Genomic DNA, 23136 nt, shown 5'->3' with positions numbered 1-23136 from the left:
ACCCGCTCGGTCCTCGATTCCCGCAACCCGTTAGAATAGTTCTTTGCCCCCAAGGCCCGGTACCGCCCCCCATGTCCGAACAACATCTGACTGAAGCCGAAGAGACCCTCGACGAATCCAAATTCGTCAGGTTCGAAGGCTCGCCGTTCCAGCTCTACCAGCCGTATCCGCCCGCCGGCGACCAGCCCACGGCGATCGATACGCTCGTCGAGGGTGTCGAGGACGGTCTGTCGTTCCAGACGCTGCTCGGCGTGACCGGTTCCGGCAAGACCTTCACGATGGCCAACACGATCGCGCGGCTCGGCCGCCCGGCCATCGTGTTCGCGCCGAACAAGACGCTCGCCGCGCAGCTTTATTCGGAGTTCCGCGAGTTCTTCCCGCGCAATGCGGTCGAGTACTTCGTTTCGTACTACGACTACTACCAGCCGGAAGCGTACGTGCCGCAGCGCGATCTGTTCATCGAGAAGGACTCGTCGATCAACGAGCATATCGAGCAGATGCGGCTGTCGGCCACCAAGAGCCTGATGGAGCGGCGCGACGTGGTGATCGTGGCGACCGTGTCGGCCATTTACGGTATCGGCAATCCGTCGGAATATCACAAGATGATTCTGACGCTGCGCACCGGCGACAAGCTCGGCCAGCGCGACATCATCGCGCGGCTGATCGCGATGCAGTACAACCGCAACGAAGCCGACTTCCAGCGCGGCTCGTTTCGCGTGCGCGGCGACACGATCGATATTTTCCCGGCCGAACATGCCGAAATGGCGGTGCGCATCGAGTTGTTCGACGACGAGATCGAAACGCTGCAACTCTTCGATCCGCTCACGGGCCGCGTGCGTCAGAAGATTCCGCGTTTCACGGTGTATCCGTCGTCGCACTATGTGACGCCGCGCGACACCGTGGTGCGCGCGGTCGAAACGATCAAGAACGAATTGCGCGAACGGCTCGAATTCTTCTATAGCGGCGGAAAGCTGGTTGAAGCGCAGCGGCTCGAGCAGCGCACGCGCTTCGACCTGGAAATGTTGCAGGAGCTCGGCTTCTGCAAGGGCATCGAAAACTATTCGCGGCACTTCTCGGGTGCGGCGCCCGGCGAGCCGCCGCCTACGCTGGTCGACTATCTGCCGCCGGACGCGATCATGATGCTCGACGAATCGCACGTGTTGATCGGCCAGCTTAACGGCATGTACAACGGCGACCGTGCGCGTAAAGAGAATCTCGTCGACTACGGTTTCCGCTTGCCGTCGGCGCTCGACAACCGGCCGCTTAAATTCAACGAGTTCGAACGCAAGATGCGCCAGGTGGTGTTCGTGTCGGCCACGCCTGCCGACTACGAGCAAAAGACGGCAGGGCAGGTGGCCGAGCAACTGGTGCGTCCGACCGGCCTCGTCGATCCGGAAATCGAGGTGCGGCCGGCGCGCAGCCAGGTCGACGACGTGCTGGGCGAGATCAACGAGCGTGTCAAGGTGGGCGACCGCGTGCTGGTCACGGTGCTGACCAAGCGCATGGCGGAGCAGTTGACCGAGTTTCTGGCCGATCACGGCGTCAAGGTGCGTTATCTGCACAGCGACATCGACACGGTGGAGCGGGTCGAAATCATCCGCGATCTGCGGCTGGGCACCTTCGACGTGCTGGTCGGGATCAATCTGTTGCGCGAAGGGCTGGATATTCCGGAAGTGTCGCTGGTCGCGATTCTCGATGCGGACAAGGAAGGTTTTCTGCGTGCCGAGCGCTCGCTGATCCAGACCATCGGACGGGCGGCGCGGAATGTGAACGGCAAGGCGATTCTCTATGCGGACAAGGTCACCGACTCGATGCGCCGCGCCATCGGCGAAACCGAGCGGCGGCGTAACAAGCAGATCGCCTTCAACCTCGAGAACGGCATTACGCCACGCGGGGTGGTCAAGCGCATTCGCGACATTATCGACGGCGTGTACAACGTCGACGACGCCCGCGCCGAACTGAAGGAACAGCAGGCGCGCGCAAAATTCGAGGACATGTCCGAGAAGCAGCTCGCCAAGGAACTCAAGCGCCTCGAAAAGCAGATGATGGAGCACGCCAAGAACCTCGAGTTCGAGAAGGCCGCGCAGACGCGCGACCAGCTCGCGCTGCTGCGCCAGCGCGTGTTCGGCGCAAACGTCGGCGACCACGTGTCCGGCGTCGACTGATCCACTCTCCGCTTCAGGGCGCGGCAATGTGCCGCGCCCTGCCAATTGAAGCCCGTCGTCCGCACGGCATCGCAGCGCTGCCTTCCCAGCGTTTTCTTAAGACCGCCTTAAGACCCTGCTGCCACAAGGCTTTGCGTGCGTTCTGATTTGTTCTCCCTTGCGATCGATGATAAACTTGACCAATATTGAGAATGGTTCGCATTAACGTTCGTACTGCCGCCTGGCTGGCGATCGATCGCGGTGCTCAAGGCCTGCGGCCGCTGCATCGAGGCATGCGCGACGCACTGTTCCAATGGGTTCGATTCCAGTCTGATAAAAACAAGGAGTTTCAATGCGGATTTCTTCATTTGTGCGTGGTGGCGCAGCAGCGGTGGCCGCAGTCGCGGCTTTCTCGGCAGCGGCGGCGGAATATCCGATCGGCAAGCAGCAGATTCATGGCGGCATGGAAATCAACGCGGTCTATCTGCAGCCGATCACGATGGAACCCGAAGGCATGATGCGCAAAGCCTCGGATTCGGACATCCACCTCGAAGCGGACATTCACGCGGTCAAGAACAACCCGACCGGTTTCGCCGAAGGCGACTGGATGCCGTATCTGCAAGTGCACTATGAACTGGCGAAAGCCGGTTCGACCCAGACGCAGAAGGGCGACCTGATGGCGATGGTCGCCAACGACGGTCCGCACTACGGCGACAACGTCAAGCTGCAAGGCCCGGGCAAGTATCACCTGAAGATGATCGTCGAGGCGCCGATGCAAACGGGCCATATGGCTTTCGGCCGCCACGTCGACAAGGAAACCGGCGTGGGTCCGTGGTTCAAGCCGATCACGCTCGAATACGACTTCGCCTACGCCGGTATCGGCAAGAAGGGCGGCTACTGAGCGCCGCGCGTCATCACGCGTGACCACGCTTTGCCGCGTGGCCGCGCGTGAATGGATGACCAATGAGTGACCGAACGAGGCTGAACGAGCCAATGCAGCAGGCGGCGCGTTGGCGGTCGACCGCCAACGCGCTGCGTTTTCCGGAAGGGCTAATGAGAATCAACCGAAAGATCGCGATCTTCGCCGCCACGGTTTTGCTGGCTGGCGCGGCCCACGCAGCAGACCTGCCGACCTTCAAGCTGGAAATGAACGACGGCAAGCTGAACCCGGCCCGCATCGAAGTGCCGGCGGGGCAGCGTATCAAGATCGAAGTGCGCAACACCGGCAAAGGCGCGGCCGAATTCGAAAGCGTGCAGTTGCGTAAAGAAAAGGTGTTGGCGCCGGGCGCGGATTCGTTCGTCGTGATCGCGCCGCTCGAGCCGGGCGAATACAAGTTTTTCGACGATTTCCACCAGCAGGCGCAGGGCGTCATCGTCGCGAAGTAGTGGCTTGGGACGCGAGCGCGGACGCTCGACGATTCGCGCGTTCGCCAGAGCAGAAGAAGGTAGAGGGAGAGCTTGATGGGTCAGATTCTATTTATTGTGTGGCGGGAAAGTGTCGAGGCGTTGCTGGTCGTCGGCATCCTGTACGCGTGGCTGAAAAATGGCGACGATGACGCGCGCCGCGGTTTGCCGTACCTGTGGGGCGGCGTGGCGGCCGGCGTGATCGCGGCGGTGGCGCTCGGCGCCGCGCTGGTCGGTTTCACCGAAGTGCTTTCCGGTGACGCGCAGGATTATTTCCAGACCGCGATGGTGCTGGTCGCCTGCGTGCTGATCGTGCAGATGGTGCTGTGGATGAAGCAGCACGGCCGCACGCTCAAGCGCGACATGGAACAGTCGCTGCAAAGGAGCCAGCGCGATTCGAACTGGTGGGGCGTCGCGTTGCTGGTGGCGCTGGCGATCGCGCGCGAAGGCAGCGAGACGGTGATCTTTCTGTACGGCCTCGGCTTCGGCCAGTCGGGTCACGTGGGCGCCAGCCAGATACTCGCGGTCGTGATCGGCCTGGCGCTCGCGTTCCTGACCTTCTACGTGCTGCAACTGGGCGGCAAGATCTTCTCGTGGCGGCTCTTTTTCCGCATCACGGAAATCATGCTGCTGTTCCTCGGCGCAGGGCTGTTCCAGACCGGTGTCGACAAGCTGATCGACAAGGAATTCCTGCCGACGATCGTCGACCAGATGTGGAATTCGTCGGCGATCCTCGATGATTCGAGCACCTTCGGTTCGCTGGTCGCGACGCTCACCGGCTATCGCGCTCATCCGGCGCTGATGAATCTGATCGCCTATGTGGCGTACTGGGCTGTGGTCTATCTGCTGGTGCGCCGCGCGAATCGCAAGCCGGCGCGGCAAGCTGCCGGACGCACGGCATGAGTACGGTAATGACCCGCCCGGGTCGCCTCGCGGCGGCCGGGCAGTGGATGCAGCGTCACGGTGCCGCGATTCGCGGCATCCAGTGGGTCGTGGTGGCGGTGTACGCGTTTCTGATTCTGGTGCCGGCGGTGATGCCGCTACCGGACGACACGGCGCACCTGTGGAACAACCTGACGCTCGCCGCGCAGTTCGTGTTCTGGGGTATCTGGTGGCCGTTCGTGTTGCTCTCGATGGTCATGCTCGGCCGCGTCTGGTGTGGCGTGCTGTGCCCCGAAGGCGCGCTCGCCGAATTCGCCAGCAAATACGGGCGCGGCTGGGCGATTCCGCGCTGGATGCGCTGGGGCGGCTGGCCGTTCGTCGCGTTCGGCATCACCACCATCTACGGTCAGATGGTGAGCGTCTACCAATATCCGAAAGCCGTGCTGCTGGTGTTGGGCGGCTCGACTTTCGCGGCGATGATCATCGGCTTGCTATACGGACGTGAGAAGCGCGTCTGGTGCAAGTACTTGTGCCCCGTCAACGGGGTTTTTTCGCTTCTGGCGCGGCTCGCGCCGTTTCACTACAAAGTCGATGAAGAGGCGTGGCGCCGGTCCTACAAGAACGGCGAGCATGGGCATCGCGTGATTCCGATCAATTGCGCGCCGCTCGTGCCGTTGCGCAATATGAAGGGCGCGTCGGACTGCCATATGTGTGGGCGCTGCAGCGGGCACCGCGACGCGATCGCGTTGACGTGGCGCGCGCCGTCGTCGGAAGTGGTGCAGTTGGGCGACAAGCAGGCCAACGCGTGGGATACCGCGTTGATCCTGTACGGCCTGCTCGGCATCGCGATCGGCGCGTTCCACTGGACCGCGTCGCGCTGGTTCGTCGATCTGAAGATTTTCCTTGCGAACTGGCTGGTCGATCACGACATCACCTGGCCGCTCGACACCAACGCGCCGTGGTTCCTGTTCACGCATTACCCCGAGCAGAACGACGTGTTCTCGTGGCTCGACGGCACGATGGTGATCGGCTACATCCTCGCCACGGCGCTGGTGTACGGCACCGCGCTGCTGGTGCTGCTGATGGGCGCGACGCGCATGCTGGGGCGCTTCAATAGCGTGCGTCTGCATCATTTGACGCAAGGGCTGATTCCGATTGCCGGCGCGGGCGTGTTTCTCGGCCTGTCCGCTACCACGCTGTCGCTGTTGCGCGCGGAGCATGTGTCGTTGTGGTGGGCGTCGGATATGCGCATTGCGATTCTGGCGATTGCCAACCTGTGGAGCGCATGGCTCGCCTGGCTCGTCACGCGCCGCTATAGCGAGCGCTTCGTTCAACGCGGCCTCGCGATGGTGTGGTTCGCCGCGGCGCTGGCGGTGGTCGATAGCGCGTGGTGGTTGATGTTCTGGGGCTGGGCTTCGAAGTAACGCATTCAACGCTTGCGGTTGCAGTAGTCGGCGCCGGCATAAACAAAAAGCCGTGGAGATGACAACATCCCACGGCTTTTCCATTTTCCGCATGATCGGCACACGGCGTTGCGCGTTGCCGTGTCGAGTGAGAACCAAAAAAAGCGGCCTGGCTTGCTGCGACGGCTGGCTTGGTGTCTGCACGAAGGGGTCTAGTTCTCACGTGCAAGCCGTCGTGGCTGGCTACTGCCCAACACCTCTCTGGGAGGTGGTCCCCACAATACCCGGTACTTACTGCTATGCGTTCCTACTTCGTCAGGATCAGCTTGCCTAAGCGCGTTGCCCGCAATTGGTAGGTTTCGCCGTTATGCACGATGCTGACGTGACTATGTCCTTGCAGCAGTGCGTCGCTGCGTACGACCCGCTCCGACGTCTCGCCCGTGCCGTTAGTACGATCCGCGCCAGGCTTCTGGCCGGTTACCGTTGCCGTCGATGATTTCGGGCGGCTGGTCAGCGCGGCCGCCGGGCGGCGCAGGCTGAGTGTGGAAGGGCGCGTGAGATCGGTCATTCGTTTTAGCTGTTGGTCGATTCGATGGATTAATTCTAAATGATAACTATTACCATTTACAAGGAAGAGAAATTGATCGGATCTGAATTTCGATAGTTTGGGGAGAGTAGAAGCGGAGCGGCGTCTGAAAAAAGACCGCCAGATCGTCCGGCGGTCTTGCGCCCGATGGCGGGCAGAGCGCCCGCGCGACATTCAATGCAACGTGCCGGGCTCCTGCTTCGTTTGCACATACTGGCGAATCAGCCGAACGGTATCAATATCGTTCTCCCGATATGCCGACTTCACGATTTCCTGCGTCTGATGCGCATCGGGATCGGTCGACTCGGGCAGCGTGGTCGCGTACTCGAAGCGCAGGAACAGCTGCAGTTCGTCCGGTTGCTCGATCGTCATGGTGAGCGAGCCGCCTACGTGGTCGGCCGTCGGCAGAATGTCGTAGCGCACGCTCTGGCTCTCCTCCAGCGTGACGCGGTCGCGCACCGTGGCCTGGCCGTAGTGCAGTTCCCGTTCGAGGACGTTGCCTTCGCGCGAAAGAATCGTGCAACTGTCGAGCCCGATCACGAACAGTTGCGGCTGTTCGGCGCGCAGCACGAGACCTTCCCACAACTGCTCGCGGGTCATTGCTTCGACAAACGGATTCAACGGGTCGTTGATCTGGATAAGGTGTTCGAAATTCAAAACGACGGCTTCCTATGAAAGCGTTTAAGCGACGGCGAGCCCCGAACGGATCGTGATCGAATGCGTGAGGATCTTGTGAACCGGGCACTGATTGGCGATTTGCAAGAGCCGTTCCCGCTGTTCGTCGGACAGATTGCCTTCGAGCACGATCTTGCGGTCGATGGTCGTGCCCGCGTCGCCGGTTTCGAGCGAGAGCGTCACGCGCACGTCGGCGAGCGGCCAGTCCTTGCGCTGAGCGTACATCTTCAGCGTGATCGACGTGCACGCGCCGAGACTCGACAGCAACAGCGAGACGGGCGTCGGCCCGCGATCACCGCCGCCGAGCGACTCGGGTTCGTCGGCAAGCCATGTGTGCGTGCCGTCGTCGAAAAGAACCTGGAAATTCGTCGAACCGATGTGGGCGGTGACGGTGGACTCTGCCATGCGCGCTCCTGAACAGGGACGGAAATCGCCGCGCGCCACGGCCCGTTATCAGTGAACGGCGTGGCGCGCGGCCTGAATTGCTATTGTGAACGAATTTACCGGCCTTCGCGCCTCGGGTTGCGACGCGGACGGAACGCGCCGCGCCCGTCGACGACTCAATGCGTGATCGCGCCCATGCGTCCGGCCTGGTAATCGGTCACGGCCTGGCGAATCTCGTCTTCCGTGTTCATCACGAACGGGCCGTAGCGCACCACGGGCTCCTTCAGCGGCACGCCGCCCAGCAGCAGTACCTCAAGTGGCTCCGCGCCGGCCGTGAGCGTCACGGAGTCGCCATCGTTCTGAAACACGACCATTTTCTGCGCGTCGATTTCTTGACGCGCTTCGCCTTCGCCGTAGAAGCCTTTGCCGGACAGGCTATACGCAAACACGCGATAGTCGGCCGGCACCGGCTGCTGGATCGTCGCGCCCGGTTGCAGCGAGAAATGCTGGTACAGGATCGGCGTACGCGTTTCAATTGCCGCCTTGACGCCGAGCGCTTCGCCGGCGATCACCTTGACGCGCACCTTGCCGTCCGCGGACGTCGCCACGGGAATGCTCGACGACGGGATTTCCTGGTAGCGCGGCTCGATCATCTTGTCGCGGCGCGGCAGATTCACCCAGAGCTGCAGGCCGTGCACGCGGCCGCCCGTGCGTATGAACGACGGGTCCGGCATCTCGCTGTGCACGACGCCCGCGCCCGCGGTCATCCATTGGACGTCGCCGGCGTGCAGGGTGCCGGAGTGGCCGGCCGAATCCTTGTGGCCGAACTGGCCCTCGAGCACATACGTGACCGTTTCGAAGCCGCGATGCGGATGGTCGGGCGCGCCTTTGGCCTCGCCCGGCGCGTAGTCGATCGGGCCCATTTCGTCGAGCAGCAGGAACGGATCGAAGTCCATCAGCAGGCGGGTGGGAAACGGGCGGTGGACGATAAAGCCGCCACCCTCGGTCGTGCGAACGGCCGGAAACGTGCGTTCGATCGTGCGGGTCGTGCTCATCAAAGTCACCTCAAAAAATGGGGAATAGCGTTATTTTTGAAACATGGAGCTATTATAGGGACCGTTTTCCGGGGTGCCAGCCGCCCTCACGCAATGGATTGTTCTATTACTGGAACGATGAGATGAAGATCGATTCACATAATCTGAATGACCTGATGTATTTTTCGCAGGTCGTCGAGCATGGCGGTTTTTCCGCCGCCGAACGCGTGCTGGGGATTTCCAAGTCGCGCCTGTCGCGCCGCCTGACCGAACTGGAAGCGTCGCTCGGCGTGCGGCTGCTGCAACGGTCCACGCGCAAGCTGGCGCTGACCGAAGCCGGGCAATTGTTCTACCAGCATTGTCAGGCGATGCTGAGCGAGGCTCAGGCGGCCGTGAACGTCGTCCAGCAACTGCGCTCGTCGCCGCGCGGCACGGTGCGCGTCAGCGTGCCGGTCACGATCTCGCAGACCATCCTGTCGCAGATCCTGCCCGAATTCATGCATCGCTATCCGGAAGTGCGTGTGGTGATGCGCGTGACGAACCGCGTGGTCGATCTGTTCGAGGATTCGATCGATGTCGCGCTGCGGGTGCGCTCGGATCCGCCGGAAAACGCCAACATCGTGGTGCGGCCGCTGTGGCGCACGCAGCAGATGCTGGTCGGCGCGCCGAGCCTGTTGCAACAGAATGCGCCGCCGTTGCTGCCGGCCGACCTGAACGGTTTCGAAACGCTCGACGTGCCGACCGGCGATGGACGCCACGTCTACAACCTGATCGCACCCGACGGCACGCGCCACGCGCACGAACACGAGCCGCGCCTCGTGACCGCCGATCTGATGACGATCCGTGAAGCGGTGCTCGCCGGGGTCGGTATTGCCGCACTGCCGGAGATGATGTACGGCGCGGCGCTGCGAGCCGGCCAATTGTCGCCGGTGATGCCGGGCTGGACCTTTCCGACGCCGCAGTTGTACGCCGTATTTGTGTCGCGGCAGGGGATGGTGCCGGCCGTGCGCGCCTTTGTCGATTATCTGGTCGAGATGCTCGATCCTGACGACGGTAAACACATCATGGGTGAGTGTCCCGCGCGCGAGGAAAAGGTCGCTACTGCGCAGCCGATGTTCGCGATCGCGCCATAGCACCTCTTACGGGCCACGACATCGCTTTTAGCATTTAAGCGTGGCCTGTCATGAGTACTTTCAATGGCCGTTTGCTTGAATGCGCGCGCTGACGGGCCTATAGTGAAATCCCTTCGCTAAGGAGTCTCTTATGCGGAAACTCATGGCCGCTATCATAGCGGGCCTGATAGGGCTGACCGCGCTGTCCGTGTCGATCACGGCTGTCGCATGCGGTGATTCGAGTAGCTATCAATCTTCGACCGATGGCAAATGATCCCGCCGCCCGAAGGCGCCGAGTGCGCACAAAAAAAGGCCTTCATCTGACGATGAAGGCCTTTTACTTTTTTGGCCCTTGTTTCAAGAGCTTTTGACGACATCACTTCGTTTTCGGTTGTGTAACGAAGCCGATCTTCGTGAGGCCGCCGGACTGCGCGGCCGCCATCACCTCCGCCACTTTCTCGTACGGGACCTTGCGGTCCGCATCCAGATGCAGCTCAGGTTGCGGGTTCGCTTGCGCGGCTTCCGCAATCTTCGCGCTCAGCGCGGCGGCGTCGACCTTCTTGTCATCCCACGTGACGTTGCCGTCCACGTCGACCGTGACGGTCACCTGCGCGGGCTTGGTGTCTTCCTTCTGACTGCTTGCGTGCGGCAGATCGATTTTGACCGCGTGACGAATCACCGGAATCGTCACCATGAAGACGATCAGGAGAACCAACATGACGTCGACGAGCGGCGTCATGTTGATTTCGTTCATCAGGCCGTCGTCATCGTCGCCGGCGAAGGGGCTCATTGCCATCGGAGTGCCTCGTCGATCAGTTCGTGCGCGCGGCGAGCCGCAGGCCGTCGCCACGCTTGGACGACGACAGGCGCGCGCCCGTCACGAAGAATGCATGCAGGCCATGCGCAAAACGGCTCAATTTGGCGACCACCGCCTTGTTGGCGCGCGTCAGTGCGTTGTAGCCGAGCACCGCCGGAATCGCGACGAACAGGCCAAACGCGGTCATGATCAGCGCTTCGCCGACGGGACCGGCGACCTGATCGATCGACGACTGGCCGCTCGCGCCGATGGCCAGCAGCGCGTGATAGATGCCCCACACCGTGCCGAACAGACCGACGAACGGCGCCGTGCTGCCGATCGAGGCGAGAATCGCGAGACCGCTCTGCATGCGCGCGACGCTTTCATCCATCGTGTCCTTCAGGCAGCGCGTGACCCAGTCCGACACGTCCATGCGGTCGTGCAGATGCGGCTGCGTCTGATGATGATGATCGGCCGCTTCCTGGCCCGACAGCGCCAGCGCGAGGAACGGATTGTCCTGCGGCGTCGACGAGCCGGCGCCGAGTTTCTTCACGCCGTCGGCGAGGTCGTCCGAATGCCAGAATGCCTGCTCGGCATTCTTGGTGAGGCGGTTCAGGCGCATCACGTTCCAGCCTTTGATGACGATCACGCTCCACGACATCACCGACATGATCAACAGCGCGAGCGCGATACCGCGCGTCACGAAATCCCCTTGCGCCCAGACGTGCGCCAGTCCGTAGTTTTGCATTGCAATTCCTTTTTTTTGAGAGCTGCCTCAGTCGTTCAGACTGAAGTCGAATGGCTGGGTATAAGCGGCCCGGATCGGCTGGCCGTTCTCGAGAAATGGTTTGCAGGCGCTCGCGCGCACGGCGGCGACCGCGGCGTCGTCGAGGCGGCTGAAGCCGCTGCTCTTGCTCAGCTGGATGTTTTCGAGCTTGCCCGTCAGACCGACCACGAACCTGACAGACGCCGAGCCGGTCTCGTTGCGGCGCTTGGAGAGCGCAGGATAGTCGGGCTTGGCGATGTTGCAATCGAGGTGCGAGACGTTCTTCGGCGCGCTGATCTCCATCGTCTGATGGCCGATTGCCGGAGCAGCAGGTGCCGGCGGCGCAACGGGGGCGGCCGGCGCGGGTGGCGTCGGATCGGGCGCAGCGACGGGCGTCGGCGATGGCGCGGCGGCCACCGGTAGAGGTGTAGGCGTCGGCCTGGGCGTCGGGGTCGGTTTCGGCTGGACCTTCGGCTTGGTCCGAACCGGCGGCGTCGGCGTGGGTGGCGGCGGCGCGATCGATTGAATCGCGACTGGCGCGGCAATCGGCGCCGGCGGCAGCAACTGCGCGGTCATGACGCGCGATTCGAGGGCCGGCTGCACGAGGTCATGACGCAAGGTCATCACCACGGCAAGCAGCGCGACGTGAATCGCTGCAACCACAGCGGTTGCGGTCAGGGCGCGGGAGTTCGGTCGGGTAGACGAAGCCGGCATGGCGCCGGCTGAAACGGTATGCGAGGCCGGCATGTTAGCGTGGCGGCGCGCTGTCGATGCAGCGCGTCAGACAAGACATCGTCATGTTCGAAAAATCAGCAGCGAAATGAACAAAGTAGTCACGAAACCAATCAGCAATTCCATCTCGAACTCCTGTGACGGGTGAGCGGGTAGCTGGCTGGTACGAATACTGGCTTGCTGACGGCAGTGGGATAACGCGTGAACAGCGAGAACGGCAAGGGCTTTCAAGCGCCCGAGACACGGGGTGAGCCGCGCCCAGAAAATCTGGCTCAGGCCGCCTTGCGTTCGTAAAACGTCAGCGGTACGGCTTGCGGGTGATGCTCGAAACCACAGCGGCTCGCGCAGACGCCGCTTTTCATCATGACGTCGCGCACGGAATCGGCGCACTTGCCACAGCAGGATGCGACGCCGAGCTCGAACTGAAGCTCGTCAAACGAATCCATGCCTTCCTCGATCGAAGCACGGATCTTTCGGTCAGAAACAGACTTGCAGACACAGACAATCATGGCGGGCGTCATAGCTAACGTTAATGCGAATTATTATCATTTTGTTTGGCCCGTTTGGCAAGCGTCCTGCATGATTTTTTGTAACAAAACCAGACTCTTAGAAGGGTTTCGTCTATGAGGTGGGATCTGATGCCGGCGGCGGGCGGGGCGGGAAAGCGCCTAAAAAGCGCGCAGAAGGCCGCGCAGCGAGGCAAAAACGGCCCGCATCAGGAAATTTATGCGGCTTGGGAGTCTGGCGCTGCCGTGCGGCGTGAGGGGATCGACACCTGCTCGACCGTCGCGTCGATATGCAGGAGGGTAGCGGCCAATTGCTGCTGATGTGTGCCGTCGCCCGTGGAAAAAAAACGGGGCAGAACGGTGGCCGCGCTTTCCGGCGCCGCGCGCAAACCATGTTGGTCGAGCACGCGCTCCAGTTGGCGTGCAATGGCGACGCTCGTGTCGATCAGCATCAGCCGGTCGCCGACGATGTCGCGAATCGCCGCATCGAGAAACGGGTAGTGCGTGCAGCCGAGCACGAGCGTATCCGCGCCCGCGTCGAGCATGGGTTGCAGGTAGCCGCGCAGCAGCGCGCGCAATTCGGCGGAGCCGACGTCGCAGCGTTCAACGGCTTGCACGAGCCCGTGGCCTGGCTGGCAAAGAAAGCGGCAATCCGCGGTGTAGCGCTCGAGGAGCGCCTGGAAGCGGGCGCTGCGCAGCGTCACTTGCGTGGCGAGCACGCCGGCGACACGGGTTTTCGACTGCAGCGCGGCGGGTTTGACGCCAGGTTCGACGCCGACCAGCGGAATAGGCAGCTTTTCGCGAACCAGTGCGATCGACTGCGCGGTCGCCGTATTGCAGGCGACCACCAGCGCCTTCGCGCCTTGCTTGACCAGCCATTCGCCGATCGCGAGCGTGCGGTCGGCGATGAAGTCGTCGTCGCGCTCTCCGTACGGGGCGTAGAGCGAATCGGCGACGTACAGAACTGCTTCGTCAGGCAGTTGTGCCCGGACCGCCCGCAACACCGACAAACCGCCGAGCCCCGAATCGAAAATGCCGACCGGTGCGCGGGATCCGGCGCCAGACGTGAACATGCTTGCATTCGTGGACGGTGATTCTGCGGGCATGGGCGAAGAGGACGCGTGCGGCACAGCAGTCAAGGGAAACTCGGAAAAACGGAAAGGTGCGCAAGTATATCGTCCGCGCGGCCGGGGCCATCGCAAATAAGCTGACCCATGAACGGGCGCGCGGGCGGTTGCAGCGTGCTTCGATCAGGACTCGACCGAACCCATTGCGGATTGCTGGTAGTTCTGGATGCCGACCTTGTCGATCAGGTCGATTTGGGTTTCGAGCCAATCGATGTGTTCTTCGGTGTCGTCGAGAATCTTCGTGAAGATTTCACGCGAGATGAAATCGCGCACCGTTTCGCAATACGCGATGGCCTCTTTACAGGTGCTCTGCGAAATCTGTTCGAGTTTCAAATCGCATTCGAGGATTTCTTTCGTTTCCTCACCGATCAGCAGCTTGTGCAAGTCCTGCAGATTCGGCAGACCGTCGAGCATGAAAATACGTTCGATGAGCCAGTCGGCGTGCTTCATTTCGCCGATCGATTCATCGTATTCATGCTTGCCCAGTTTTTCGAGGCCCCAGTGCTTATACATCCGCGCATGCAGGAAGTACTGATTGATGGCGGTCAGTTCGTTTTTCAACTGCGAGTTGAGATATTCGATGACCTTCTTGTCGCCTTGCATGGTGTGTCCTTGTAGGGGGCTTTGAATTTCCCAGAACAATAAACGGCGAAACGCAAAAAGCCAAGGCAAAAAAACAGATTTTCGCCTGATTTCAGAGGGTTTTTCGCGTGATGCGTACCGTTCTCATTTCATCATAAAAAAGCCGGGGTTTGGGCCCCGGCTTTGAGTTATTCAACTGAAGTCAATACCGATCAAACTGTCGCGACGGGAATCTTGCCGATCTTCGCTTGCCATTCCTTCGGGCCGGTCTGGTGAACGGAGGTGCCGTTCGAATCGACGGCCACCGTCACCGGCATGTCCTGCACGTCGAACTCATAGATCGCTTCCATGCCGAGGTCTTCGAACGCGAGAACCTTCGCGCTGCGAATCGCCTTCGACACGAGGTACGCCGCGCCACCCACGGCCATCAGATACGCGGCCTTGTGCTTCTTGATCGCTTCAATGGCGACAGGGCCGCGCTCCGCTTTGCCGATCATCGAGATCAGGCCGGTTTGCGACAACATTGTCTCGGTGAACTTGTCCATGCGCGTTGCCGTGGTCGGACCCGCGGGGCCGACGGCTTCGTCGCGCACCGGATCGACCGGGCCGACGTAGTAAATCACGCGGTTCGTGAAATCGACCGGCAGCTTCTCGCCCTTCGCGAGCATGTCGGCGATGCGCTTGTGGGCCGCGTCGCGGCCCGTCAACATCTTGCCCGACAGCAGCAGCGTCTGGCCCGGCGTCCATGCAGCGACTTCTTCCGGCGTGAGCGTGTTCAGATCGACGCGCTGGCTCTTCTCGGTGTCCGGCTCCCACTGCACCTTCGGCCATGCGTCGAGCGACGGCGCTTCGAGCTTGGCGACGCCGGAACCGTCCAGCGTGAAGTGCGCGTGACGCGTGGCCGCGCAGTTCGGGATGATCGCAATCGGCTTGGACGCGGCGTGCGTCGGCGCGGCCATGATCTTCACGTCGAGCACGGTGGCGAGACCGCCGAGACCTTGCGCGCCGATCCCGAGCGCGTTGACCTTCTCGTGCAGTTCAACGCGCAGTTCTTCGATCCAGTCCTTGGGGCCGCGTGCGATCACGTCCTGAATGTCGATCGGATCCATCAGCGATTCTTTCGCCATCACCATCGCTTTCTCAGCGGTGCCGCCGATGCCGATGCCGAGCATGCCCGGCGGGCACCAGCCCGCGCCCATGGTCGGCACGGTCTTCAGAATCCAGTCGACGATCGAATCCGACGGGTTCAGCATCGCGAACTTCGACTTGTTTTCCGAGCCGCCGCCCTTGGCGGCGACCTGCACGTCGACCGTATTGCCCGGCACGATCTCGTAGTGGATCACGGCCGGCGTGTTGTCCTTGGTGTTCTTGCGGCCACCTTCCGGCGGGCTCACGATCGACGCGCGCAGCACGTTGTCCGGGTTCAGATAACCGCGGCGCACGCCTTCGTTGATCATGTCGGTGACGCCCATCGTCGCACCGTCCCAACGCACGTCCATGCCGACCTTCACGAACACCGTGACGATGCCGGTGTCCTGGCAGATCGGGCGCTTGCCTTCGGCGCACATGCGGCTGTTGGTGAGAATCTGCGCGATGGCATCTTTCGCGGCCGGGCTCTGTTCGAGCTCGTAGGCGCGGCCGAGGGCCTGGATGTAATCGAGCGGGTGGTAGTAGCTGATGTACTGAAGCGAATCAGCAATGCTCTGAATCAGATCTTCCTGTTTGATGACGGTCATGGCTAGCTCAGTGGGGACAGTGGCGCTTGTTTTCTGGCACGCGGGACAGGGCGAGTCAGTCGTGCGCCTTCAGGGGAGTGGAACCTTTAGCGGAACCCACGGCGTGAAGTACCGTGGGTTCTTCGAAATGCTTGGGATGCGTATGCGTGGTGAGGCGGTCGACCAGCGCCATCACGAGCGCCGAGACGAGGAACGCGACGTGGATGATCACCTGCCACATGATCGTATGCGTCGTGTTCTGATCGGGGCTGATGAAGGTCTTCAGCAGATGGATCGACGAGATGCTGATCAGCGCCATCGACAACTTGACCTTGAGCACGCCCGCGTTCACATGGTCGAGCCATTCCGGTTCGTCCGGATGACCCTCGACGCCCAGGCGCGACACGAACGTTTCATACCCGCCAATGATCACCATGATCAGCAGGTTCGAGATCATGACCACGTCGATCAGGCCGAGCACGACCAGCATGATGTTGGTTTCGTCGAGCGTCATGGACGCCGTGACGAGATGCCAGACTTCCTTGAGGAACAGCACGACGTAGACGCCCTGGGCGACGATCAGGCCCAGATAGAGCGGCAACTGCAGCCAGCGGCTCATGAAAATGATGGCGGGAACCGGGCGCATCGGGCGGCGCTGATGGGCGGAGTCGGATCGCGGAGCGGACATAGGCAAGAGTCAGATGAAACGCGGGTGACGGAACATGGACCAAATGCGCCGACCCGGTACGCGCAATACTTCTCAGCACGCACGCGGATCAGGTACGCAAACCAGGCGCAGACGGCGCGGTGCACGGCCAGGGGAGGCCGGAAAAGCTCGCGTCAGGCGCGCCATTGTACAGCGTCGGGTGAATTTGCTGCGTTGCAGCGGGCAGGTTGGCGGCGCCTGACGGGCGGCGCGTCCGGCCACGCGCCTCGCGGACTGTGGCTTGCGTTCAGGCTTCGGCGCTCACGACGCCACTGGCGGCACCGCTTGACTTTCAGGCTCGCCAGCGCGATTGACGCCAGTGCACGACCGTTCGGACGCTCTTTGAGGATGAGCCACGAGAGCAGCGCGACGACCGCGGGAATCGTGCTCGTGATGACGCCGGCCGCGACCGCGCTCGTGCGCTGCACGCCGCCCAGCATCAGCAGCGTAAACCCAAAGGTGCCGAACAGGGCCTGCAAAAACAGGTTGAACCATTCATCGCGTTTGACGCGGCGCAGTTTGGACGCGCGCAGAAGCGGCCACAGTACTGCCATCGCGATCACGAAGCGCAGCAGCGCGAACAGGGGGACGGGGACGAACTCGACGATCGATTTACCGATTCCGACATTGCTGCCGACCAGCAGCATCGAGGTAATGAGAAGCAGGGAGTAACGATTCAAGCTGGAATCCGGGTAAAGGCGTGCGCAGGCGCCTGGTTTACCGGACGGGCCGGTGGATCCGGCCAGCTGTCGCTGTCGCGCGCGGCGGAACATCGCGCATGCGCCGCGTGGACGCAGTTCACGCGGATTGTTCATTGCGTTGAAAAAGGCAGATGCTGCGAGGAGCGGGGCGGTCGAGGGCAGCCAGCCGCCGCGGGCGCCCCAGTGCCAAGGCGCTGGACGGGCGTTGCGGCGGCTGGCTGTTGTCAGCGATTCATCATGCGCTGCCACCGCCCGCCGCACCGCCGCCCGCGCGCATCATCGACGTCATCATGCCGGGGAGCGGTTGCACCATCCGCATCGCGGCGGAGAGTGCCTGCTTGATGACGTCCATGATCTGGTCGAGACCCCCCGAACCGCCCGCACCACCGCCTTGTGCCGCTGCGCCAACACCCTGCGCGGCCGTGTCATCCCCGCCCGCCGTCGCGCCGCCAGTAGCGTTCGTTGCAGCCGTCGCTAAGGTCGGCGGCGTATTGCCGCATCGTTGGAATGCTCCGTCGAGAATATCCGGACGCTACTCATATCGGTGCGGCTGTGCATGTCGTTTTGCGTCGGCGCTGCCATGTTGCCCATATCGAAAGACGTGCTATTGCCGAGGTTATTGATCGTATTCGTCATCATCAAATCCTTTGAGTGTCAAAAAACTATTTAAATCAGAGAGTGGGTCTGTCGTGCCTGAATGGCTACGCCAGATTCCGGATGGTTGCAGTGTTGAAGCGTATAAATGAAATGTGTTTTTATAAATCTCCTGTGGTTGATTCAAGTGGACTGCCCGACCCATCCGGATCGATCGTCTCAAGATCGATCAGATGTTTCTTATCTAATAATTGGGTGACGCAGATTATTCTGATGAAACCGGTAAAGTTGCAGATGGTTTCCTGTGTCAGATCAATCTCAAGTGCCCATCGGGAAATCAGTTTTCCCACCGTCACGGCTTCCTGGCGCGCAATTTCCTCGATGATTCGCCAATAGATCTCCTCGAGCCGCAGGCAAGTGGCGAGTCCGTTGATTCTGACGGACCGCTGCCGCGGCCTTGCGAGCTGCGGGGTGAAGTTGCAATACCGTGTCATCCGCATGTGCGTGCACGTGTAGGAATAAGAGAATGCAGAGCCTTTGTTAGGACTTTGAAGGTCCGCGTGTTTTTTGAGATGATCATGCATCTGCAATGTGAATCGCGTGGGTTGTGTCTCATGTTCGGTTGAATTCAGGTTACGGCTAGATAATCTTGCTCCGCGATAGTCCGACCAGGTCATACAGATGTATGACATCAGTTCATGCGTATGTATGCGTATTGGATATAATCGACATATTGTCTTATTTTCGAGATATCTCGATTCAGGTCGGATCAATTGGGCCGTTTTAATTTCGTGCGCCAATTTTCTGCCCGACTAATAAAAATAGACAGGGAGCGGAGAGTTTTTATTGGAAGCCGATGTCCTGCATAGATATGACCATCGGTAGTGCTGACGCTATTAGATTTCACCGGCGTAATCAATAAAACGTAGCCAGGAATTTTCAACGCTTATCATGAGGCGCAACGATTCGCCCAATAAGAAGAGCGGCGGTGGTCCCCCGTGCTGGCCGCCGTCCGTCTGGTTGTGGTGCAAATAGGTAGTATGGCCGAAGTGTTTCCTATAAATATCGATGCCTTATCGATTGAACAGAACAGCATTCCAGACGAATTCTTAGGGCCGCCGCACGTCAGAAAAGATGCGTTTCCCATCAACACCTTTCCTCGCGGCGGCCGTCTCAATGGCAAACGGGTTGCGTTAGCCGCCCATCATGCCGCCCATGACGCCGGACAGCATGCCCATGATGTCCTTCAGTAGCTTCATCACATCTTTGAGCACGTCGCCAGCGCCACCGCCACCGCCACCGCCACCGCCACCGCCGCCCGCCTGATCGCCGCCGGCATCGCCGTCCTGCGAAATCGTCTGAGCCTGCGGAACCTGCTGACCGGCAGCAGAATTCATCCCTGGAGCGTGATGCCCCCCCATGGCAGACATCTGTGTGGTGGTGCTGGTTTGAGAAACGTCCATTGACATTTTCTACTCCTTTGTATTTGAGAGCCTTCTTTGAAGGCCAAACGGTTGGTGACGAGCACATCTGTGCTCGTGATACTTAACGGTCGATGTTTGCTTACATGGCAGCCTCCACAAGCGTGACTGACCGTCGCAAGAAGCTCGAGGCGCTATCGGTGTCCTCGCCCCTTGGACGACTCAGGCGGTTTGGTGATATCCATCGAAAGAGCCGGACTTACGCGATTGATCAGCTGGATCACGCAAACCACGCGGATGTAGCCGGTGAAGTTCCATACCGCCTCGTGTGCGAGATCCATTTCCATGGCCCATCGCGATATCAATTTGCCGACGGTCAATGACTCGCTACGTGCGAACTCTGCAATGATCGACCAGTAGATTTCTTCCAGCCTCATACACGTCGCGAGACCGTTGACACGAATCGATCTCTGTCTCGGTCTCAGGAGATCGGTGCTGAAATTTCCATAAGTTGTGCGCGTCATTCTCTTCTCACAATTTTCCAAACTTCTTTGCTTTGCTATTTCTGGATCCGGTTTCTTCCACTCCGTCAAGGTGTCGGTCCTGAATTCGTTAGGAATGGCAATTGTTGCGACACCGCTGAGCCATGGACTGACGATTGCAATGTTCGTCGTCTCAGAACATTCGGGGTGGTACATCCGTATGACCCTTGCAAGAACCGGAGAAGATAAATTCCTGTTCATCACAGAAAAGATTCAAGAGGGGTAGTGAGATGTCCATGACGCGGCGTGATGCACGCGCGAAAAGCCAAGGCAGATATGCACGGCGGTATAACGCCGCTGCAGGCATACGTCGCGCCTTAGTGGCCGGAATAGTCTTGCACGCGACGGCGGGCAACGCTGCTTCGCCCGTTTGGCGGGCGGAAGCGATGCATTACTTTGCACGCAACACACCGCTGCCCGATGTATTGAAGGAAGTGGTAAATGCGGGTGGCCTTCAGCTCGAAATCGGACGCGGCGTAAAAGGCCCTGTCAACGGCGAGTTTGACGAGCCGCCGGCACGCGTGTTCGCGAGACTGGTCGAGGCGTATGGCCTGATGTGGTACTTCGACGGTCACATCATTCATGTATCGCCGGCTGCCGACAATCGTAGCCGCACGATTCCGTTTTCTCCGATGACTCGGGAACAGGTAGTGGACCTGCTGTCGAACCTCGGTCTCGACGACAGCCATCTCCCCGTTCGATATTCGGATACGACGGCTGTCGTATCCGGCCCGTCGGACTATGTGGAGGCGATTGCCGACGCCGTCGGCGAGGCGCAGCGGCAGGTCGCCGTGACGCCTGCCATCGACGACACCGCGATCCGCGTGTTCCCGCTTCGCTATGCGCAGGCGCAGGACATCACGTACACGTCCGGCAATCGTCAGCAGACCGTGCCCGGTGTCGCGTCGCTCTTGCGCAAGTTGATGGCAGACGTTGCCGTTAGCGTGCCGGATCGGAAGAGTCCTGCGCGCTTGCGCAACCAGGAGCGTGTCTCGCGTGGCGGGCCACCGCCGCTTCCTAGCCTGCGCGGGCTTGGTCTCGCGGATGCGGCGGCTGCGCCCGATACCGGTATGCCGTTGCCAGATGCGGAAGCCATGCGCCCAGCCACCACGTCGATACAGCGCAACATCGTTGCCGACGCACGCACCAACTCGGTCGTGATCTATGACGTGCCGTCGATGATGCCGAACTATGAGCGCACCATCGCGATGCTCGACAAACCACAGGATCTCGTCGAGATCACGGCGGCCGTCATCGACGTATCGACGGACGTCGCGAGCGACCTCGGCATACGCTGGGGCGGTGGATCGCGGGGCGAAGGCGGCGCATACGCGGTGATGAACTCATCGCCGACCGTGTTGGAAACGTCGATCGCACCAGCACTGTCGGGCCTCAACCTCGCAACCATGATCGGCAGTTCCGCGAACTATCTGTTCGCAAAGATTCACGCGCTCGAACAGAACGGCAAGGCGCGGATCCTGTCGCGACCGCAGGTGCTGACTCTGAACAACTCGGAGGCCGTCCTGTCGTCGCGCAACTCGGTGTATGTGCGCGTCGCGGGCAATCAGGACGTCGATCTCTACAACGTCGATACGGGCCTGACGCTCAAGGTGACGCCGACAGTGCAGCCGTTGTCCGATGGCACAACGAATGTCCTGCTGAGTGTGCAAATCGAAGACGGCGCATTCGATTCGTCGCTGACCGTCGATGGCATTCCCAAAGTGAACAACAATTCCATCGTGACACAGGCGGTCGTCGCCAACGGCGACAGTCTGCTCCTTGGCGGATATCAGTATGAACGCAGCCAGACGTCGTCTTCGCAAGTGCCCGTGCTAGGCAATCTGCCGTACGTAGGCGCGTTGTTTCGCGACAAGCAGACCCAGGTCGAACGTCAGGAACGACTGATCCTGATTACGCCGCGCATCAAGACAGTGTCTGGCCTGTCCGTGCAACGCGAGACTGTCAGCACGGTTTCCCCCTCGTCGTTCAACCCGGCAGTACCGGCGCTCGTCAGCAATGATCCGATGCAGCGTGTCATGGCCGGACGGCGCGCGGCGGACATGTCGGCATGGAGCAGTGCCGTGCCTCCGCTACCTCCCGGCCTGCCGGCTAGTCCGTCAGCAACGAAGGAGCAGAACCGATGAGCGCGGGCGGAATGATTGTCGTGAGAGGCGGCGTCCATGCCGGCGCAAGCGTGCTGATGTCGGATGGCCACGATCTGACGATAGGATGCGGCGAGGGAGACAGCCTGCTGCTCGTGGATGACGGCATCGCGCCGCAACACGTCACCATCTGTCTGACGGGCAACAGGCTGAAGCTGACCGCGCATCAGGAAGGGGTATCCGTGTTCGGCTATCCGGTGGCGCCGGGCAAGGCAACCTTCCTGAGACGGGGCGCCTCCTTCGCACTGGGCGATGCGCAACTGCAGTTCAGCGGACGCGACCCGCTTACGCCGGAAATCGAGCGCAACGCTGAACTAGGCTGGTTGCTGACGCATGCGCCCCTTGCTTATGTCGCGCGGCGTTGGGCGCTGATGGCGCGCGGCAAGAAACTGCTGCTCCTGACACTGCTGGCGTCGGGAGGGGTGGGGTCGCTGTGGCAAATGTACGGCCCGCATGAGCCGCAACGCTCGCTTCCACGTCTCGATGGACCATTCCGTTTTGTGACCGTGCATGAAGACGCGAAGACGCATGCATACGTCTACGAAGGCTATGTGACGAGTTCGTCGGATCTTGCGTTGCTGGCGGCAAGCGCTCGCCGCGATACGCGTGCGCCCGTCATACACGTGCTTGCGGTCGACCAGATCCAGGAGCAACTCATGGATTTCTTGCAAAAGTATTACCACGATGCGCAGATCACGCCCGGCGAGCCTGGCTGGTTCACCGTCGTCCCGCCATCCGAAGAGGGCTATATGTTGCCGGAAGCGTGGGATTACCGACGCGTCGCCCGCCTCGCAAGTGAGTCGATCAACGGGTTGCGAGACCTCAAATTCAAGGGCGGCGTCACGAGGAAGGGGCCCGTGCGGATTCCGCTAAAAGCGATCGGCATGAACCTGTCGCGCTCAGCGCATGGGGCGTGGCTCGTCGACGGACAGGGTGGACGATATTTCACCGGGGCCCGCCTGCCGCTGGGCCGGATCGCAAGCATTTCTGGTTGTACCGTGACGATCCTACGCAGCGACGACGGGACGACATACGAGTTTTCGGCCGACGGTGCGGGAGGCGCGAGCAACTGTCGCTGAGCTGGCGGCAGACATACGATGCCTGATCCCGTTCGCCGCTCTCGCGGGACAGAATCTGCCTGCCGGACAATTGCGCGCGTTCC

At 61.1% G+C, this 23136-nt stretch carries 23 protein-coding genes and 1 pseudogene; 8 read left to right on the top strand and 16 right to left on the bottom strand.

The window, feature by feature from the left end; all coding sequences use genetic code 11:
* Positions 1–71: 71 nt before the first annotated feature.
* The 5 genes from uvrB (at position 72) to PQR42_RS41215 (ending at position 5854) form a co-directional block, all read left to right on the top strand.
* Positions 72–2165, top strand: coding sequence for an excinuclease ABC subunit UvrB (gene uvrB, locus PQR42_RS41235; RefSeq protein ID WP_408219623.1), 2094 nt, complete (start codon positions 72–74; stop codon positions 2163–2165).
* A gap of 331 nt (positions 2166–2496) precedes the next feature.
* A complete protein-coding gene (locus tag PQR42_RS41230) occupies positions 2497–3045 on the top strand; it encodes an iron transporter (RefSeq protein ID WP_408393280.1) in 549 nt (182 codons plus the stop codon).
* Positions 3046–3197: 152 nt separating this feature from the next.
* Positions 3198–3530, top strand: a complete 333-nt coding sequence (locus tag PQR42_RS41225; protein ID WP_408219627.1) for a cupredoxin domain-containing protein — start codon at positions 3198–3200, stop codon at positions 3528–3530.
* Positions 3531–3605: 75 nt separating this feature from the next.
* Positions 3606–4451: an FTR1 family iron permease gene (locus PQR42_RS41220; protein WP_408392784.1), complete on the top strand. Its 846-nt coding sequence runs from the start codon at positions 3606–3608 to the stop codon at positions 4449–4451.
* Positions 4448–5854, top strand: coding sequence for a 4Fe-4S binding protein (locus tag PQR42_RS41215; RefSeq protein ID WP_408392782.1), 1407 nt, complete (start codon positions 4448–4450; stop codon positions 5852–5854). Before PQR42_RS41220 ends, PQR42_RS41215 begins: the two co-directional genes overlap by 4 nt.
* Before the next feature lie 286 nt (positions 5855–6140).
* Here the strand turns inward: PQR42_RS41215 and hemP are convergent, their stop codons facing one another.
* The 4 genes from hemP to PQR42_RS41195 form a co-directional block, all read right to left on the bottom strand.
* On the bottom strand, positions 6141–6401 hold the full coding sequence (gene hemP, locus PQR42_RS41210) for a hemin uptake protein HemP (RefSeq protein ID WP_408219636.1): 261 nt from the start codon (positions 6399–6401) through the stop codon (positions 6141–6143).
* Positions 6402–6593: 192 nt separating this feature from the next.
* A complete protein-coding gene (locus tag PQR42_RS41205) occupies positions 6594–7076 on the bottom strand; it encodes an SRPBCC family protein (RefSeq protein WP_408219639.1) in 483 nt (160 codons plus the stop codon).
* Between the two features lie 24 nt (positions 7077–7100).
* A complete protein-coding gene (locus PQR42_RS41200) occupies positions 7101–7499 on the bottom strand; it encodes an OsmC family protein (protein ID WP_408219642.1) in 399 nt (132 codons plus the stop codon).
* Positions 7500–7654: 155 nt separating this feature from the next.
* A complete protein-coding gene (locus tag PQR42_RS41195; RefSeq protein WP_408392779.1) occupies positions 7655–8533 on the bottom strand; it encodes a pirin family protein in 879 nt (292 codons plus the stop codon).
* Between the two features lie 122 nt (positions 8534–8655).
* Between PQR42_RS41195 and PQR42_RS41190 the strand changes: the two genes are divergently transcribed.
* Positions 8656–9645, top strand: a complete 990-nt coding sequence (locus PQR42_RS41190; RefSeq protein WP_408219648.1) for a LysR family transcriptional regulator — start codon at positions 8656–8658, stop codon at positions 9643–9645.
* A 355-nt stretch (positions 9646–10000) separates the two neighbouring features.
* Here PQR42_RS41190 and PQR42_RS41185 read toward each other — a convergent pair whose 3' ends face one another.
* From PQR42_RS41185 to PQR42_RS41130, 12 genes and pseudogenes are all read right to left on the bottom strand, one after another.
* Complete coding sequence (locus PQR42_RS41185; RefSeq protein WP_408392777.1) at positions 10001–10420, bottom strand: ExbD/TolR family protein; 420 nt, start codon at positions 10418–10420, stop codon at positions 10001–10003.
* A gap of 16 nt (positions 10421–10436) precedes the next feature.
* Complete coding sequence (locus PQR42_RS41180) at positions 10437–11168, bottom strand: MotA/TolQ/ExbB proton channel family protein (protein WP_106285023.1); 732 nt, start codon at positions 11166–11168, stop codon at positions 10437–10439.
* A gap of 27 nt (positions 11169–11195) precedes the next feature.
* Positions 11196–11933 (bottom strand): energy transducer TonB, encoded by a 738-nt coding sequence (locus PQR42_RS41175; RefSeq protein ID WP_408392774.1) that lies wholly within the window; start codon positions 11931–11933, stop codon positions 11196–11198.
* 257 nt (positions 11934–12190) lie between these two features.
* The gene (locus PQR42_RS41170; protein WP_012432441.1) at positions 12191–12427 is read right to left on the bottom strand and encodes a (2Fe-2S)-binding protein; all 237 of its coding nucleotides are present in this window, start codon (positions 12425–12427) and stop codon (positions 12191–12193) included.
* Positions 12428–12642: 215 nt separating this feature from the next.
* Complete coding sequence (gene murI, locus PQR42_RS41165; protein ID WP_408392772.1) at positions 12643–13530, bottom strand: glutamate racemase; 888 nt, start codon at positions 13528–13530, stop codon at positions 12643–12645.
* Positions 13531–13674: 144 nt separating this feature from the next.
* Positions 13675–14154, bottom strand: coding sequence for a bacterioferritin (gene bfr / locus PQR42_RS41160; protein WP_408219661.1), 480 nt, complete (start codon positions 14152–14154; stop codon positions 13675–13677).
* A 191-nt stretch (positions 14155–14345) separates the two neighbouring features.
* Positions 14346–15869: a fumarate hydratase gene (locus PQR42_RS41155; RefSeq protein WP_408219663.1), complete on the bottom strand. Its 1524-nt coding sequence runs from the start codon at positions 15867–15869 to the stop codon at positions 14346–14348.
* Between the two features lie 55 nt (positions 15870–15924).
* Complete coding sequence (locus PQR42_RS41150) at positions 15925–16536, bottom strand: TIGR00645 family protein (protein ID WP_408219666.1); 612 nt, start codon at positions 16534–16536, stop codon at positions 15925–15927.
* 305 nt (positions 16537–16841) lie between these two features.
* Positions 16842–17234: pseudogene (locus tag PQR42_RS41145) on the bottom strand (DMT family transporter); the annotation flags it as partial.
* 776 nt (positions 17235–18010) lie between these two features.
* Complete coding sequence (locus tag PQR42_RS41140) at positions 18011–18433, bottom strand: ribbon-helix-helix domain-containing protein (RefSeq protein ID WP_408392770.1); 423 nt, start codon at positions 18431–18433, stop codon at positions 18011–18013.
* 609 nt (positions 18434–19042) lie between these two features.
* Positions 19043–19318 (bottom strand): hypothetical protein, encoded by a 276-nt coding sequence (locus tag PQR42_RS41135; RefSeq protein WP_408392768.1) that lies wholly within the window; start codon positions 19316–19318, stop codon positions 19043–19045.
* A 146-nt stretch (positions 19319–19464) separates the two neighbouring features.
* Positions 19465–19968: a ribbon-helix-helix domain-containing protein gene (locus PQR42_RS41130; RefSeq protein ID WP_408219674.1), complete on the bottom strand. Its 504-nt coding sequence runs from the start codon at positions 19966–19968 to the stop codon at positions 19465–19467.
* Positions 19969–20198: 230 nt separating this feature from the next.
* Here PQR42_RS41130 and sctC point away from each other — a divergent pair, with 230 nt between their 5' ends.
* Both sctC and PQR42_RS41120 read left to right on the top strand, forming a co-directional pair.
* Positions 20199–21956 carry a type III secretion system outer membrane ring subunit SctC gene (gene sctC, locus PQR42_RS41125; RefSeq protein ID WP_408219677.1) on the top strand — a complete coding sequence of 586 codons (1758 nt, stop codon included), beginning with the start codon at positions 20199–20201 and terminating at the stop codon, positions 21954–21956.
* A complete protein-coding gene (locus tag PQR42_RS41120) occupies positions 21953–23053 on the top strand; it encodes an FHA domain-containing protein (protein WP_408219680.1) in 1101 nt (366 codons plus the stop codon). The genes sctC and PQR42_RS41120 overlap by 4 nt, the downstream gene beginning before the upstream one ends.
* Positions 23054–23136 lie beyond the last annotated feature (83 nt).

Origin of the sequence: Paraburkholderia sediminicola (assembly GCF_046027355.1) — a bacterium.
GTDB lineage: Bacteria > Pseudomonadota > Gammaproteobacteria > Burkholderiales > Burkholderiaceae > Paraburkholderia > Paraburkholderia sediminicola_B.
The sequence above is the reverse complement of the archived record's forward strand: the minus strand, read 5'-3'. Positions and strand labels throughout refer to the sequence as shown.